The 15,392-nt window shown below is 71.7% G+C and carries 17 protein-coding genes; 9 read left to right on the top strand and 8 right to left on the bottom strand.

The annotated features are described in order from the left end of the window. Positions 1-161 precede the first annotated feature (161 nt). Together rlmB and cysS are read right to left on the bottom strand one after the other, a co-directional pair. Entirely contained in the window at positions 162-1,109 is a 948-nt protein-coding gene (gene rlmB, locus NBW76_RS03875; protein WP_055963255.1) for a 23S rRNA (guanosine(2251)-2'-O)-methyltransferase RlmB, read from the bottom strand. Then, a complete protein-coding gene (gene cysS / locus NBW76_RS03870; RefSeq protein ID WP_055963252.1) occupies positions 1,109-2,539 on the bottom strand; it encodes a cysteine--tRNA ligase in 1,431 nt (476 codons plus the stop codon). Before cysS ends, rlmB begins: the two co-directional genes overlap by 1 nt. Before the next feature lie 92 nt (positions 2,540-2,631). On the opposite strand from cysS, the gene NBW76_RS03865 reads away from it, so the two are divergent. Together NBW76_RS03865 and ispF are read left to right on the top strand one after the other, a co-directional pair. Then, entirely contained in the window at positions 2,632-3,906 is a 1,275-nt protein-coding gene (locus NBW76_RS03865; protein ID WP_156364875.1) for a peptidase C39 family protein, read from the top strand. Between the two features lie 17 nt (positions 3,907-3,923). Further along, positions 3,924-4,406 carry a 2-C-methyl-D-erythritol 2,4-cyclodiphosphate synthase gene (ispF, locus tag NBW76_RS03860; protein WP_055963246.1) on the top strand — a complete coding sequence of 161 codons (483 nt, stop codon included), beginning with the start codon at positions 3,924-3,926 and terminating at the stop codon, positions 4,404-4,406. Positions 4,407-4,472: 66 nt separating this feature from the next. On the opposite strand, the gene NBW76_RS03855 is transcribed toward ispF, so the two are convergent. Next, positions 4,473-4,958 carry a CarD family transcriptional regulator gene (locus NBW76_RS03855; protein WP_055963243.1) on the bottom strand — a complete coding sequence of 162 codons (486 nt, stop codon included), beginning with the start codon at positions 4,956-4,958 and terminating at the stop codon, positions 4,473-4,475. A 183-nt stretch (positions 4,959-5,141) separates the two neighbouring features. On the opposite strand from NBW76_RS03855, the gene NBW76_RS03850 reads away from it, so the two are divergent. Then, positions 5,142-5,708 carry a hypothetical protein gene (locus NBW76_RS03850; protein WP_055963240.1) on the top strand — a complete coding sequence of 189 codons (567 nt, stop codon included), beginning with the start codon at positions 5,142-5,144 and terminating at the stop codon, positions 5,706-5,708. A gap of 139 nt (positions 5,709-5,847) precedes the next feature. On the opposite strand, the gene phoU is transcribed toward NBW76_RS03850, so the two are convergent. Beyond that, positions 5,848-6,498, bottom strand: coding sequence for a phosphate signaling complex protein PhoU (phoU, locus tag NBW76_RS03845; RefSeq protein WP_055963237.1), 651 nt, complete (start codon positions 6,496-6,498; stop codon positions 5,848-5,850). Positions 6,499-6,631: 133 nt separating this feature from the next. Between phoU and NBW76_RS03840 the strand changes: the two genes are divergently transcribed. The 3 genes from NBW76_RS03840 to NBW76_RS03830 are packed head-to-tail and all read left to right on the top strand — an operon-like array spanning position 6,632 to position 8,826. Beyond that, positions 6,632-7,771, top strand: coding sequence for a cell wall metabolism sensor histidine kinase WalK (locus NBW76_RS03840; protein WP_055963234.1), 1,140 nt, complete (start codon positions 6,632-6,634; stop codon positions 7,769-7,771). Continuing rightward, entirely contained in the window at positions 7,768-8,448 is a 681-nt protein-coding gene (locus NBW76_RS03835; RefSeq protein WP_055963229.1) for a response regulator transcription factor, read from the top strand. The genes NBW76_RS03840 and NBW76_RS03835 overlap by 4 nt, the downstream gene beginning before the upstream one ends. 30 nt (positions 8,449-8,478) lie before the next feature. Beyond that, entirely contained in the window at positions 8,479-8,826 is a 348-nt protein-coding gene (locus tag NBW76_RS03830) for a hypothetical protein (RefSeq protein ID WP_056556353.1), read from the top strand. A gap of 23 nt (positions 8,827-8,849) precedes the next feature. Here the strand turns inward: NBW76_RS03830 and NBW76_RS03825 are convergent, their stop codons facing one another. Together NBW76_RS03825 and NBW76_RS03820 are read right to left on the bottom strand one after the other, a co-directional pair. After that, positions 8,850-9,596 (bottom strand): phosphoglyceromutase, encoded by a 747-nt coding sequence (locus NBW76_RS03825; RefSeq protein ID WP_056556355.1) that lies wholly within the window; start codon positions 9,594-9,596, stop codon positions 8,850-8,852. 93 nt (positions 9,597-9,689) lie between these two features. Beyond that, positions 9,690-10,340, bottom strand: coding sequence for a DsbA family protein (locus NBW76_RS03820; protein WP_055963219.1), 651 nt, complete (start codon positions 10,338-10,340; stop codon positions 9,690-9,692). Between the two features lie 146 nt (positions 10,341-10,486). Between NBW76_RS03820 and NBW76_RS03815 the strand changes: the two genes are divergently transcribed. Genes NBW76_RS03815 through NBW76_RS03805 form a run of 3 tightly spaced genes read left to right on the top strand, consistent with a single transcriptional unit; the run spans position 10,487 to position 13,153 of the window. Next, positions 10,487-11,305, top strand: coding sequence for an ABC transporter permease (locus NBW76_RS03815; protein ID WP_235493059.1), 819 nt, complete (start codon positions 10,487-10,489; stop codon positions 11,303-11,305). A gap of 2 nt (positions 11,306-11,307) precedes the next feature. Further along, on the top strand, positions 11,308-12,378 hold the full coding sequence (locus NBW76_RS03810; protein ID WP_056556358.1) for an ABC transporter substrate-binding protein: 1,071 nt from the start codon (positions 11,308-11,310) through the stop codon (positions 12,376-12,378). Further along, entirely contained in the window at positions 12,371-13,153 is a 783-nt protein-coding gene (locus NBW76_RS03805) for an ABC transporter ATP-binding protein (RefSeq protein ID WP_056556361.1), read from the top strand. The genes NBW76_RS03810 and NBW76_RS03805 overlap by 8 nt, the downstream gene beginning before the upstream one ends. Before the next feature lie 426 nt (positions 13,154-13,579). On the opposite strand, the gene NBW76_RS03800 is transcribed toward NBW76_RS03805, so the two are convergent. Together NBW76_RS03800 and mshA are read right to left on the bottom strand one after the other, a co-directional pair. Then, positions 13,580-14,089 (bottom strand): YbjN domain-containing protein, encoded by a 510-nt coding sequence (locus tag NBW76_RS03800; RefSeq protein WP_082482039.1) that lies wholly within the window; start codon positions 14,087-14,089, stop codon positions 13,580-13,582. 4 nt (positions 14,090-14,093) lie between these two features. Further along, on the bottom strand, positions 14,094-15,344 hold the full coding sequence (mshA, locus tag NBW76_RS03795) for a D-inositol-3-phosphate glycosyltransferase (protein WP_056557200.1): 1,251 nt from the start codon (positions 15,342-15,344) through the stop codon (positions 14,094-14,096). Positions 15,345-15,392 lie beyond the last annotated feature (48 nt).

The raw sequence follows: 15,392 nt of genomic DNA, 5'->3' as shown, positions 1-15,392 counted from the left end.
CCGTTCCGTCGAGGCCCTTTCGGAGGCCGCCCCCACGACGAGCTGCAGCAGCGCAGCCGCAGGACCTCAGACCCGACGGAGCGCGGCCGCAGGCCGAGAACGACCCGACGGAGCGCAGCCGCAGGACCTCACCGACCCGCCGCAGCGCAGCCGCAGGGACCTCAGACCCTCCGCTGCGCGATCGCGTACATCGCGATGCCCGCGGCCACGCCGGCGTTGAGGCTCTCCAGGCTCGAGGCCATGGGGATCGAGACCATCTGGTCGCACGTCTCGCCCACGAGGCGGGAGATGCCCTTGCCCTCGCTGCCGATCACGACGACGAGCGGACCGTCGGCGAGGTCGAGGTCGGGCAGAGCCACGTCGCCGTCGGCAGCGAGGCCGACGACCATGAGCCCGGCCTCCTGGTAGGCCTTGAGCTGACGGGTCAGGTTGGTGGCACGCGCCACGGGCACCCGCGCCGCCGCCCCGGCCGACGTCTTCCAGGCCGCGGCCGTCATCTGCGCGGCCCGACGCTCGGGGATGACGACGCCGTGGGCTCCGAAGCCCGACGCCGACCGCACCACGGCCCCGAGGTTCCGGGGGTCGGTGACACCGTCGAGCATGACGATGAGCGGCGGGACGCCCTGCTCGGCAGCACGCGCGAGCAGGTCGTCGGGGTGCGCGTAGTCGTAGGCGTTGAGCTTGGCGGCCACGCCCTGGTGCACGGCACCACCGGTGAGCTTGTCCATCTCGATGCGGCCGATCTCCAGCAGCGACACGTGCTGGTCGGCGGCCAGCTTGAAGATCTCGCGGATCCGCTCGTCGCGCTCGGCGCCCTCGGCGATGTAGAGCCCGGCCACCGGGACCTTCGCACGGAGCAGCTCGACGACGCTGTTGCGTCCGGCCACCCACTCCGGGCCACCGTCGCTGTTCTTGCGCTTGGGGCGCGCGGCCTCGCGCTTGTCGGTGGCGCGCGCCATCTTGTACGCCTTGTGGTTGGGGCGTTCCTCGGCACGCGGCGTGGGGCCCTTGCCCTCGAGGCCCTTGCGGCGTCGGCCGCCGGACCCGGCGGTGGGGTTGCCCTTGCCGGTCTTCTTGATCGCGCCTCGGCGCTGGCTGTTGCCGGCCATCATCGTCCCTTCACGGACCAGCGCGGACCTTGCGCCGTGTCCTCGATCTCGATGCCGGCCGCAGCCAGCTGGTCACGTACTCGGTCGGCGGTGGCGAAGTCCTTCGCCGCCCGCGCCTCCTGCCGCTGCTCGAGCAGGGCGTCGACGAGCGGCGCCAGGGCACCCTCGGCCGCGCCCGCCCCCGCACCCTGGGCCGACGTCCAGTGCTCGCCGAGCGGGTCGAGCCCGAGCACGTCGAGCTGCGCGCGCACCGTGGCCAGCACGGTGCGCAGCTCGGGGCCGTCGGCCGCCGACGCGAGCAGGGTGTTGCCCTGCGTGACGCCCGCCTGCAGCACCGCGAGCGCCGCCGGCACGCCCAGGTCGTCGTCCATGGCGGCGGCGAAGGCGTCGCCGACCTCACCTGGCTCGACGTCGCCGCCCGCCGCGCGCACGGCCTCGTCGGCCCGCCGCACGAAGCCCTCGATGCGCTCGAACGCCACGGCGGCCTCGGCGAGCGACTCCTCGGTGAACTCGATGATCGAGCGGTAGTGCGCCGCCACGAGGTAGTACCGCAGCGCGATGGCCGGCACCCGCTTGACGACCTCGCTCACCATGAGCGTGTTGCCGACGCTCTTGGACATCTTCGCGCCGCTGAGGTTGAGCATCGCGTTGTGCATCCACAGGCGCGCGAACGGCTGTCCGGCGGCGCGCGACTGGGCGATCTCGTTCTCGTGGTGCGGGAAGCGCAGGTCGAGCCCGCCGCCGTGGATGTCGAACTCGGTGCCGAGGTACTTGGCGGCCATCGCGGAGCACTCGAGGTGCCATCCCGGGCGCCCACGGCCCCACGGGGTGGGCCACGACGCCGACTCCGGGTCGCCGGGCTTGTGCCCCTTCCAGAGCGCGAAGTCGCGGGGGTCGCGCTTCCCGTCGGCCGGGGCGTCGGGGGCGGCCTGCATGTCGTCGACGCTCTGGTTGCTCAGCTCGCCGTAGTCGGCCCAGGAGCGGACGTCGAAGTAGACGTCACCCGATCCGTCCGCGGCGGGGTAGGCATGGCCGCGCTCGATCAGCGTCTCCATCAGCTCGATCATCTCGGGCACCACGCCCGTGGCGCGGGGCTCGTAGGTGGGCGGGCGGCAGCCCAGCACCTCGTAGGCGGCGTGCAGCGCCCGCTCGTTCTCGTAGGCCACCGCGAACCAGGGCCGGCCCTGCTCCTCGCCCTTGGCCAGGATCTTGTCGTCGATGTCGGTCACGTTCGCGACGATCGTGACGTCGTAGCCGGCGCGCTCGAGCCACCGGCGCAGGACGTCGAACACGACCTCCTTGCGGATGTGCCCGATGTGCGGCGGCCCCTGCACCGTGAGGCCGCAGTGGTAGATGCCGACCTTGCCGGGCACGACCGGGTCGAGGTCGCGCTGCTGCCGGGTGGCGGTGTCGTACAGGCGCAGGCTCACCCCCGGATCCTATCGGCCCGCCGGCACCGTTCCCGCCACGTGGATTCGCCACAACCGCCCCACGCACCCCAGGCGTCACCTACCCTCGGAGGATGCCTCTTCCCCTTCGGCATGCTGCTCGTCGACCGTCCACGGTCGTCGGCGCCGCTGTCACCGCACTCGTCACCTCGCTGGTGCTGCTTCCCGCGGCCCCGGCACAGGCCGCGTCCGACGCCTCCCTCATGACCCGCTGGTCCAGCTCGGCCGAGCTGTCGAAGGGCGCACGGGTGGCGACCACGGTCGCGTCGAACGAGGTGCGGCTCGGCAGCACGACCAACCGCTGGGGCTACGACGACCCGCACACCTCGGGAGCGGCCACGACCTACGAGTGGGGCTCCTGGACCAGCCCGTGGGCGTCCACGGGGTTCAAGGCGAAGGCCCTCGTGCCGTCGTGGAACGCGACCACGCCACGTGGCACCTGGATCCGCGTCGACGCCCGGGTCCGCTCCGGCTCCACCGTCGGCAGCTGGGACAGCGTCGGCGCCTGGGCCTTCAGCGCCTCCGACGTCAAGCGCACCTCCTACCCGGCTCAGTCCGACGACCTCGCGAAGATGAACGTCGACACGCTCATGGCCACCAAGGCCGGTGGCTTCGACGGCTACCAGCTGCGCGTCATGCTCTTCCGCAAGCCCGGCACCACGGGCTCCCCGACGCTGCAGTCCGCCGGCGCCATCGCCTCGACGTTCACGTCGCGCTCAGTGACCACGAGCCGCACGACGATGACGAAGACGGTCGAGCTGAAGGTCCCGAAGTACTCGCAGATGATCCACCGCGGCCACTACCCGCAGTTCGGCAACGGCGGCGAGGCCTGGTGCTCGCCGACCTCCACCTCGATGGTCCTCCGCTTCTTCGGCGACCGGCCGGGCACGCCCGACACCGGCGGCATCGCCGGCGCCGACCCGTGGGTCGACCACGCCGCGACCTACACGTACGACTACGCCTACGGCGGCGCCGGCAACTGGCCCTTCAACACGGCGTACGCCGGTCGCTTCGGCTTCGACGCGTTCGTCACCCGGCTGGCCAACCTGCGCGACGCCGAGGCCTTCGTGAAGGCCGGCATCCCCGTCGTCGCCTCGCTCGCGTGGTCGCGCGGCGGTCTGTCCGGGGCGCCCATCTCCTCGACCCCGGGCCACCTCATGGTGATCGTGGGCTTCACCTCGACCGGCAAGGTGATCGTCAACGACCCGGCCGCTCCGAGCAACACCTCGGTGCGTCGCGTGTACGACCGGGCGCAGTTCGAGAAGGCGTGGCTCGGTGGCAGCGGCGCGATCTCCTACGTGATCCGACCGACGAGCAAGAAGCTGCCACCGGACACCGCGCGCTGGTAGTCGGGCAGGATGCACCCATGAGCCTGCCCGACCTGCGCACCGGCATCGGCACCGACGTCCACCGCCTCGTGCCCGGACGCGCGATGTGGCTGGCCGGTCTCGAGTGGCCGGGTGAGGACGCCGGGCTCGAGGGGCACTCCGACGGCGACGCGGCGTGCCACGCGATGGTCGACGCCCTGCTCTCGGCCGCCGGCCTCGGCGACATCGGGTCGCGCTTCGGCACGGCCGATCCCCGGTTCGCGGGGGCCTCGGGCACGACCTTCCTGACCGAGACCGTGCGGCTGCTCGCCGACGCCGGGTTCGCCGTGCTCAACGTCGCCGTGCAGGTCGTCGGCAACACGCCCCGGCTCGGGCCGCGACGCGACGAGGCCCAGGCGCACCTCTCTGACGTCGTGGGCGCACCGGTGAGCATCTCCGCCACCACGACCGACGGCCTCGGCCTCACCGGGCGGGGCGAGGGCGTGGCCGCGATCGCCACCGCACTGGTCGCCCGGGCCTGAGCGCGACCCCGAGAACGACGACGGCCCCCGCCCGGAAGGGGCGAGGGCCGTCGAGGATCGATCGGCTCAGGAGGCGAGGACCTCGTCGAGCCGCAGCTCGGCCTTGTCCTCGTTGGTCTTCTCCGCGAGAGCCAGCTCGGAGACCAGGATCTGGCGAGCCTTGGCGAGCATGCGCTTCTCGCCGGCCGACAGGCCCCGCTCGTGGTCACGGCGCCACAGGTCGCGCACGACCTCGGCCACCTTGAGCACGTCGCCGCTGTGCAGCTTCTCCAGGTTCGCCTTGTAGCGACGCGACCAGTTGGTCGGCTCCTCGACGTGCTCGGCCCGCAGGACGCCGAACACGCGCTCGAGGCCGTCGGCGTCGACGACGTCGCGGACGCCCACGAGGTCGAGGTTGCAGGCAGGAACACGAACCACCAAGTCGTTCTGGGCAACGATGCGCAGGACCAGGTAGTCCCGCTCTTCCCCCTTGATCGTCCGCTTCTCGATGTCTTCGATGACTGCGGCCCCGTGATTGGGGTACACAACCGTCTCGCCGACAGTGAAAGTCATAAACGCGGCACCTTTCGTAGGTGATCAGTTTAACACGCGCCACGGACGGCTATTCCGGGCGTTCCAGGCTCCCGAGCGGTAGGTTCCGCCCGCTCCGATCGCCGCGGGGCCGGACCCCGGCAGGTCGCCGCGCTCCGATATGATCCGCACGACGACCCTCCCCGACGCAGAAGCAGGTGCCCGGTGCCCACCGTTCGCACGCGCCGTCTCACGGCCGCCAGCATGATCCTCGCCGCCTCGCTCGGCCTCTCGGCCTGCGGCACCGGGGGTGGCGCCGCCACCAACCAGCAGTACCAGCCCGGCATCGGCGCCAACCTGCGCACCGGCGACGTCCAGCTCTACAACGCGCTGCTCGTCGCCGGCAGCGACGACACGCTCGCCTTCTCCGCCGGCGTGCTCAACACGACCGACTCCCCGCAGACGCTCGAGTCGGTCACCATCACGCCGCTCGGAGGCTCCGGCTCCGTCACGGCCGACCCGGCCACCGACGTCGAGCTCGCGCCCCGCCAGCTCTTCACGATCGGTCGGGCCGGTGAGCTCGCCGGCATCGACGGCGCGACCCTCCCGGTCGGCCGTTACGCCGACGTCACCCTGACCTTCTCCGACGCGGGCGAGGTCGAGATCTCCGTCCCCGTCGTCGCACGCAACGCCAGCTACGCCGACGTCGCCGAGACCCCGCCGAGCGACACCACGGACGAGCAGCAGGCCACCGAGGAGGCCGCCGAGGCCGAGGAGAACCCGGCCGGCTGACCCCGCGGTACTCCCGGGACCGGACGGTGACCGGAGGCATCGACGCCTTCGTGCCCTCCCCCGCCCCGCCACGACGACAAGGGCCGCCCACGATCCCCCCGAGGATCGCGGACGGCCCTTCGTGCGGGCCCCGCAGGCGTCAGACGCCCGGTGCCAGCTCGCCGGTGACGAGGTAGACCACCCGGCGCGCCATGGAGACGGCGTGGTCGCCGATGCGCTCGTAGTAGCGGCCGAGGAGGGCGAGGTCGATCGCCGGCTCGATGCCGTGCTCCCAGGTCCCGCCGAGCAACGCCCGGAACAGGTCCTTGCGGAGACGGTCCATCTCGTCGTCGGTGTCCTCGAGCTTGGTGGCGGCGTCGATGTCGCGGTTGGCGACGATGCGCGACGCCGCGTGGATCATCTGGTCGGCCACCGAGGCCATCGCCATGATCGTGGGCTGCAGGGTGGTGGGCACGGCGACGTCGGGCATGCGCATGCGCGCCACCTTCGCCACGTGGACCGAGAGGTCGCCCATCCGCTGCAGGTCGGTCAGCATCCGCAGGGTGGCGACCAGCTGCCGCAGGTCGGTCGCGACCGGCTGCTGGGTGGCGAGGAGGAGCAGAGCACGCTCCTCGATCTCCTCGGTGGACTCATCGATCTGCTTGTCGCCGGCGATCACCTGCTCGGCGAGCGGGCCGTCGGCGTTGAGCAGGGCGGCAGTGGAGGCAGCGACAGCCTTGCGGACGGTCCCGGTCAGCTGGACCAGGTCGTCGACGATCGTGTCGAGCTGCTCGTAATACGCATCACGCATGAGAGGGACCCTAGGAGAAGCCGGTGAACGGATGGCGACGCCTGGTGAACGAGGTGTGAACAGCCGCAGAAAGGCGCACGTCAGAGGGGGTTCGGGCACGGGTGGCTGCTCACGATGGGCCTAGCATCGGGGCGTGGACATCAGTGCGGGTCTCGTCGTCGCCGGTGCCGTGGGCACCGCCCTCGGTGCCGCGGTGACCTTCCTGTGGCTGTTCAGCGAACGCCGCCAGAACGCCGTTCCCGACGAGCCGACTCCCCTCGTGCCCCCGGGCGCGGAGGCCGTGCTGTCGGTCCTGTCGTCGACCACCGTCCTGCTGGGCCCGTCCGACGAGGTGCTGCAGGCGTCGGCCCCGGCCGTGGCGCTCGGCATCGTGCGCGACAACCGCATCGAGTCCGAGGACATCCGCGGCCTCGTCCAGCAGGTACGTCGCGACGGTCAGGTGCGTGAGTCCAACCTGACCCTGCAGCGCCGACGCGGGACCCCCGCCCACGTGCAGGTCCGCGTCGCCCCTCTCACGTCGCGGCTGATCATCGTGCTCGCGCTGGACCGCACCGACCAGCAGCGGGTCGAGAACATCCGCCGCGACTTCGTCGCGAACGTCAGCCACGAGCTGAAGACACCGGTGGGTGCGCTCAACCTGCTGGCCGAGGCCGTCTCCGAGGCCAAGGACGACCCGGAGTCGGTCGTGCGGTTCGCCTCGCGCATGCAGACGGAGAGCGAACGTCTCACCCGGCTGGTGCAGCAGATCATCGACCTGTCGCGCCTGCAGAACGACGTCGCCAGCGAGGACGCGGCCACCGTGAAGGTCGACGAGCTCGTCGCCGAGGCCTGCGAGCACTCGGCCACGGAGTCCGAGCGCAAGCAGATCGAGATCGCGCGGTCGGTCGAGCCTGACCTGATGGTCCACGGCGACCGCGCCCAGCTCCACGCCGCCGTCAGCAACCTGGTCGAGAACGCCGTGACCTACAGCCCCGAGGGCTCCAAGGTGGCGGTGACCGCCGCGCTCGACGGTGACGACGTGCGCATCAGCGTGGCCGACAACGGCATCGGCATCGCCGGGCCCGAGCTCGAGCGCATCTTCGAGCGCTTCTACCGCGTCGACCCCGCCCGCGCCCGCGCCACGGGCGGCACGGGGCTCGGCCTGTCCATCGTCAAGCACGTGGCCGCCAGCAACGGCGGCTCCGTGGACGTCTGGAGCGAGCCCGGCGCTGGCTCCACCTTCACGCTGGTGCTCCCCCGCTTCCAGCACGACCTCGATGAGGAGATCCCGTGACACGAGTGTTGGTCGTCGAGGACGAGACCAGCTACAGCGAAGCGCTGTCGTACGTCCTGCGCAAGGAGGGGTTCGACGTCGCGATCGCCGAGACGGGACCCGACGCCCTGACCGAGTTCGAGCGCAACGGCGCCGACATCGTGCTGCTCGACCTGATGCTGCCCGGGCTGCCCGGCACCGAGGTGTGCCGTCAGCTGCGACAGACGTCGAGCGTGCCGATCATCATGGTGAGCGCCAAGGACACCGAGGTCGACAAGGTGGTGGGCCTCGAGCTCGGCGCCGACGACTACGTCACCAAGCCGTACTCGCCGCGCGAGCTGGTGGCCCGCATCCGCGCGGTCCTGCGCCGCGGCGCGACCGACGAGATCGACGACGACGCCGTGCTCGAGGCGGGCCGCGTGCGCATGGACGTCGAGCGCCACCTGGTGTCGGTCGACGGCGAGACCGTGCGACTGCCGCTCAAGGAGTTCGAGCTGCTCGAGTTCTTCCTGCGCAACCCCGGCCGGGTCCTCACCCGAGGCCAGCTCATCGACCGCGTGTGGGGCGCCGACTACGTGGGCGACACCAAGACGCTCGACGTCCACGTCAAGCGCCTGCGGGCCAAGATCGAGCCCGACCCCGCCAACCCCGCCACCCTCACCACCGTCCGCGGCCTGGGCTACAAGCTCGACGCCTGAGCGTCCCGTCCGGCCGACAACCTGGCGCGCATGTCCACCGAGCGCGAGCAGAGGCGGCTGTTCCGCAGGGCGATGCGTACGGGCCAGGCGCCGGGCGGGCTCGACGGGGACCGGTGGCTGCCCGTCGTCCGTCGTCGCGCGACCCTGCTCCGCCTGGGCCGGCCGGCCCAGGCAGCGCTCTGGTCCGTCGTGCTGGCCATGCTGGTGCTCGTCGTGGTGCTGGGCCTGCTGGGTCCTGTCCCCGTGCTGGTCTGGTTCGGGACCGTGATGCTGGCACTGTCCGTCACCTTCGCCCTGCTGCTCGATCGCGTCTGGGTGCGCGCCACCCAGTCGGTCGAAGCCCTGCTGTCCGTCCTGGAGCGCGCGGAACGACGCTGAGGACCACGCCGTCGGCGGAAGGGTCAGCGGCCCTGGTTCGCCACCGCGGCGATGGCGTCGGCGGCGGCGTCGGGGTCGAGGTACTGGCCGCCCTTCGTGACGGGCTTGAGGTCGTCGTCGAGCTCGTAGACGAGCGGGATGCCGGTGGGGATGTTGAGGCCGACGACCTCGTCCTCGCCCAGGCCGTCGAGGTGCTTGACCAGGGCGCGCAGCGAGTTGCCGTGCGCCGTCACGAGCACGGTCCGGCCGTCGAGCAGGTCGGGGAGGACGCTGTCGTACCAGTACGGGAGCATCCGGTCGAGCACGTCGGCGAGGCACTCGGTGCGCGGCAGGAGCTCGTCGGGCAGCGCCGCGTAGCGGGCGTCCTTGGCCTGCGAGAACTCGCTGTCGTCGTCGAGCGCCGGCGGCGGGGTGCTGTAGGAACGGCGCCAGGTCATGAACTGCTCCTCGCCGTACTCCTCCAGGGTTGCCTTCTTGTCCTTGCCCTGCAGTGCGCCGTAGTGACGCTCGTTGAGCCGCCACGAGCGCTTGACCGGGATCCAGTGCCGGTCGATGCCGTCGAGCACGATCTGCGACGTGCGGATGGCCCGACGCAGCAGCGACGTGTGCGACACGTCGGGGGCGATGCCGGCGTCGGCCAGCAGCGTGGCCCCGCGGTGGGCCTCCTCCACGCCCTGCTCGTTGAGGTCGACGTCGACCCAGCCGGTGAACAGGTTCTTCGCGTTCCACTCGCTGTGCCCGTGGCGCAGGAGGACGAGCGTGTAGGTCATGGCGACGACCCTACCGCCAGCCCGTCCCTGCGTTTCGGACAGTTCCGGGGCATCCGGACCCGCCCGAGTGCCCCGGACGTGTCCAAGACGGGGCTACGCGTCGCGCCACTCGCGGTGGATCTGGTGGAGCGCCTGCACGTAGTCGTCCTGCGACTGGGTACCGGCGAGGGTCCACCGGTTCTCGACGACGACGTAGGGGAGCTGCGTCACGCCGAGGGACCGCGCCGTCTCGTCCTGGGTGCGGACCGCATCGGCGTACTCGTCGCTCGCCAGCAGGGCGTCGGCCGTCTCGAGGTCGAGCCCGACGAGAGCCGCCCGACTGGACAGCACGAGCGGGTCCGCGAGGTCGGCACCCTCTAGCAGGTGGGCCCGCCAGAGCTGGTGGGCGAGCTCGCGCTGCAGCCCCGGCCCCGCCTCGTCGGCCCAGGTGAGGAGCCGCCAAGCGTCGAGGCTGTTGGCCTCGACCGCCTCGGCGAGGTTGAGCTCGATGCCGCTGATGCGAGCAGCCGCGGTCACCTGCGCGTCAACGAGGTCGACCTTGTCGTCGCCCCCGAGCCGCTCGGCCAGGACCGCGCGCAGCGGTCTGCCCGAGCTGGGCGCGTCGGGCTCCAGGAGCCGGGCGCGGAAGGACACGTCGAGCGGCTCCCCCGTGAGGATCGTGAACATCCCGGCCGCGCGCTCGAAGCGCGTCACCCCGACGTACGACCACGGGTCCGTCACGTCGCAGAACACCAGAGCCTTCACGGCACCAACGCTACGTGAGCGGCCCGACTCCGGTCACGGTGACCGCGGGCGACGCTCGCCTAGCCCATCGCACGAGCCAGGCGAGACCGTTCCCGGATGCTGGACCCGGCGCCACCCGGCGTCGGCGCGCCATACGGTCACTCCTCGTGATCCGTCCTCCCGCGCCGTCGCGCTGGCTGCCACCCGTCGCGACGTTGGTGGTCGTGCTGACGGCGTGGACGCTGGTGGCTGCGGCCGACGTGGTGCGTCCGGCCTACCTGACGCCGAGCCCGCTGGAAGTGTGGGACGCGTTCGTGCGCGCCAACACCGACCACGCGATCGGTGGTGGCGTCGACCGGGTCGTGCGGGGCGAGGAGGGCTACTACCTGTGGGAGCACCTGCTGGTGAGCCTGCAGCGGATCGGTGGCGGGCTCGCCCTGGCCATCCTCGTCGGCATCCCCCTCGGCCTGACGATGGGCACCGTTCCCTGGTTCTCGCGGGTCGTCGGCCCGTACGTCGACTTCCTGCGGTCGCTGCCGCCGTTGGCCTACCTCGGCTTCCTCGTGGCGTGGTTCGGCATCGGTGACACGTCGAAGGTGTCGCTGCTGTTCCTCGCCGCGTTCCCGCCGATCGCGCTCGCGACCCTCAACGGTGTCCGCGGCGTGCGCGACGACCAGGTGAACGCCGTCCGGTCGCTCGGCGCCACGCGGCGTCAGACCATCACCACCGTGATCCTCCCCGCGACCCTGCCCGACGTGCTCAGTGGTCTCCGTGTCGCCGTCGGCTTCGCGTGGACCACCGTCGTGGCCGCCGAGCTGGTCAACGGACTGCCGGGCATCGGGGGCCTGGCCTACCTCTCGGGAACGCAGAACAAGATCGCCCTGTCGATCGCCTGCATCATCGTCATCGGCCTCACCGCGATCGCCCTTGACGCACTCATCCGCACCGTCGAGAAGAAGCTCGTCCCCTGGCGAGGAAAGGCCTGACCATGAAGACCCCCCTCCTGTCCCGCACCCCCGTCGCCGCCGCGCTGGCCGCCGTCGTGGCCACCCTCGGCCTCACGGCCTGCGGCGTCGGCGGCGAGACCACGCAGGCGTCCGCCGACGCGTGTCCGTTCGAGGCCGACGAGTCCGTCGACACGACCGTGCGCATCGGCTACCAGAAGATCCCCAACGGCGACGTCGTCGTGAAGGACCAGAGGATCCTCGAGAACTGCCTGCCGAACGCCACCATCGAGTGGAGCAACTTCGCGTCCGGCGGCGACGTCGTGCAGGCCTTCGGCGGCGGCAGCCTCGACATCGGCCTCGCCGGCTCCTCGCCAAGCACCAAGGCGCTGTCGGCCCCGCTCGACCTGCCCGTCTCGGTCATCTGGGTGCACGACGTCATCGGCTCCGCCGAGTCGCTCGCCGTGCGCGGGGGCGAGGCCACCGACATCGCCGGACTCAAGGGCAAGACCATCGCCACCCCGTTCGGCTCCACGGCGCACTTCTCCCTCCTGCAGGCCATCGCCGACGCCGGCGAGGACGCCTCCGACTACAAGCTGGTCAACTCCGAGCCCGAGCAGATCGCCCCGACCTGGTCGCGCGGCGACATCGACGCCGCGTGGATCTGGGACCCGACGCTGAGCGAGCTGAAGAAGGACGGCGGGAAGGTCATCCTCACGAGCGAGGACACGGCGAAGGCGGGCAAGCCGACGTTCGATCTCGCGATCGCCGACGACTCCTTCATCGAGGACAACCCCGAGGTCCTGGCCGTGTGGGCGAAGGCGCAGGACTACGCGGTCAAGCAGATCAAGAGCGACCCGGAGAAGGCCGCCGAGAGCGTGGCCGTCGAGGTGGGCGTGACCGCCGCGGAGGCGCAGAAGCAGTTCGAGGGCTTCGTGTTCCTCGACGCCTCTCAGCAGGTGGGCGCCGACTACCTGGGCGGCAAGCTCGGACAGGACCTCTTCACCACGGCCGAGTTCCTGCTCACGCAGGACGGCATCGCGGAGGTCGCGCCCGAGTCCGACTACGCCGACGGCGTCGACCCCGGACCGGCGGAGGCCGCCGCCGGTGAGTGAGCGCCACGACCTCGCCGTCACCGTCGCGGGTCTGGAGCAGGAGTTCCGGACCCGCGACGGGTCGGTGCGCGCGATCGACCGGATCGACCTGACGATCGAGCCGGGAGAGCTCGTGACCCTCGCGGGACCCTCGGGCTGCGGCAAGACGACGCTGCTGCGCCTCCTCGCTGGCTTCGTCGAGCCGACGCGCGGCACCGTCGAGGTCGGCGGTCGGCCCGTGCGCGGCCCGGGTCGCGAGCGCGGCGTCGTGTTCCAGCAGCCGACGCTCTACCCGTGGCTCGACGTGCGGGACAACGTGGCCCTCGGCCCGAAGGTGCGCGGCGTCGCGAAGGCCGAGCGGCACCGCACCGCCGAGCGCTACCTCGAGCTCGTCGGACTGTCCGACGTCGCGGGCCTGCGCCCCTACGAGCTGTCGGGCGGCATGCAGCAGCGCGCGCAGATCGCCCGCGTGCTCACGAACGACCCCGAGATCGTCCTCATGGACGAGCCCTTCGGTGCGCTCGACGCCCTCACCCGCGAGCGCCTGCAGGAGGAGCTGCTGACGATCTGGCGCGAGACGGGCAAGACCATCTTGTTCATCACCCACGGGGTCGACGAGGCCGTGTTCCTCGGTTCGCGCGTCCTCGTGATGAGCCCGCGTCCCGGCCGTATCGTGCTCGACGAGTCGGCCCGCTTCTCCACCAGCAGCCGCAAGGTGGCCCCGGCGGACCTGCGCGCCCTGCCCGAGTTCACCGCGCTCACCACGAAGGTGCGCGAGGCGATCTCGCACCCCTGATCTGAGGCGCTCGGTGACTTGCCCGGGCAGGGATTCTCCCTTCTCGTGGACCGTCCCACGCCGAGGGAGAATCGTCGACCGCCCGAGCGTCACGCCGCCCGTCGGACGCACGATCCTGCCTTCGCGCGCGAGAACCCGAACGATGCTGCGTTTCCTGCGGGATCTCGTGGCGAACGCAGCATCCTTCGAGCTCGGACGCGAGAACGCAGAATCTTGCGTGGGCCGGGCCGCACCCCGCGTGCTCGCCCGACACCGGACCCCTCAGCCGGTCGAGGCCCTTTCGGACGCCACCGCGACTCTCAGCCACAGCGACGCGGCAGCGAGCGAGAGCCCGATCGACCGCCGCAGCAGCAGGCGAAGGCCCGGCCGAACGACGCAGCAGCAAGCGAGGGCCCACCCGACCGACGCCGCCCGACGAACCGCCCGTCAGTCCTTCGGGCGCAGGTGCTCGAAGGCGGCCAGGTTGGCCGTCGACTCGCCGCGGGACTCGCGCCACGCCCACTCCTTGCGGATGGACGAGGCGAAGCCGAGCTCGAGGATCGTGTTGAACGAGTCGTCCGACGCCGAGAGCACGGCGCCGAGGAGACGGTCGACCTCGTCGGCCGTGACCGAGTGCAGCGGCAGCCGGCCGTCGAGGTAGACGTCGCCCGCGGAGTCGATGGCGAACGCGACGCCGTACAGCTTGAGGTTGCGCTCGAGCAGCCAGCGGTAGACGCCCTCGTGGTTCTCGTCGGGGTTGCGCGCGACGAAGGCGTGCACGCCCAGCGTGTGCCGGCCGACGTCGAGGCGCGTCGTGGTCTTGAGCTTGCGCTCCCCCGGCAGGTCGACCTCGACCACGGTGAGGCCGTGCCGCACGTGGTCGAGCCCGGCTGAGGCCACCGCGTCGAGGATCACCTCGAGCGCCTGGCGCTGGTCGGTCGTCAGGTCGGCGCTCATGTCCTCACGCGTCCTTCGTCGTCCCGTTGTCGCCGGCCCGCTCGTCGAAGGCCCGGGCGTAGACCTCCAGCACCCGGTCGACGGTCGCGTCCCAGCCGAAGCCCGTCGCGTGCGCCACCGCCTTCTGGCCCAGGGCGTCGCGATGGGCCCGGTCGGTGAGCAGCGGGTGCAGCGCGTCGGCGTAGTCCCGCGGGTCGTGGCCGTCGACCAGCACACCGCTCACGCCGTCGGCGACCGCCGTCGACAGACCCCCGACGCGCGCGGCGACGACCGGGGTGCCGCAGGCCTGGGCCTCGATCGCGACGAGCCCGAACGACTCGTTGTACGACGGCACGCAGACCACGTCGGCGGCGGCGTACCAGCCGGCCAGCTCCGCCTGGGTGACCGCCGGCTCCAGCCGGACGACGTCGGCGATCCCGAGGTCGTCTGCCAGCTCGACGAGAGAGGTCGGACGATCCAGCCCGCTGCCCGAGGCACCGCCGACGACCACCACCTGGAGCCGCTCCCGCAGCGCCGGGTCGCGATCGATCATGACGGCAGCCGCGCGCAGCACCACGTCGGGAGCCTTCAACGGCTGGATGCGGCCGGCGAAGAGCAGCACCGCGGCGCCGTCGGGAAGGCCGAGAAGCGTGCGGGACTCGTCGCGGCGCCCGCTGCGGAACACCTCGAGGTCGACCCCGGGATGGACGACGTCGACCCGGTCCGGCGCGGCACCGTACAGGTCGACGAGCTCGCGCCGCTCCTCCTGCGTGTTGGCCACCAGCCGGTCCGCGATGCGCACGATCTCCTCCTCGCCCGCGACGCGGCCGATCGGCTCGGCCCGGTCGCCCTCGGCGAGGTGGGCGTTCTTGACCTTCGCCATCGTGTGCATCGTGTGCACGAGCGGCACGTCCCATCGCTCGGCCGCGACCGTCCCGACCTGGCCGGACAGCCAGTAGTGGCTGTGGACGAGGTCGAAGTGGTCGGGGCCGGCCACGACCTCGGCCCGCAGGACGTCGCGCACGAAGCCGCACAGCTGGCTGGGCAGGTCGTCCTTGGTGAGTCCCTCGAACGGTCCGGCCGTCACGTGCCGCACCACCACACCGGGCGCGGCCTCGACCACGGGCGGGAGGTGTCGCGACGTGGCCCGCGTGAACACCTCGACCTCGACGCCGCGCCGGGCGAGGCGACGGGCCAGCTCGAGCACGTAGACGTTCATCCCGCCGGCGTCGCCGCTGCCCGGCTGCTCCAGGGGCGACGTGTGCGCCGAGAGCATGGCCACGCGGCGGGGTCGGCGGGAGGTCGTCACCGGACCATCTTGACG

Origin of the sequence: Aeromicrobium sp. Leaf245 (assembly GCF_942548115.1) — a bacterium.
Taxonomy (GTDB): domain Bacteria; phylum Actinomycetota; class Actinomycetes; order Propionibacteriales; family Nocardioidaceae; genus Aeromicrobium.
Note: the sequence above shows the minus strand (reverse complement) of the source record. Positions and strands in the feature narration are given on the sequence as shown.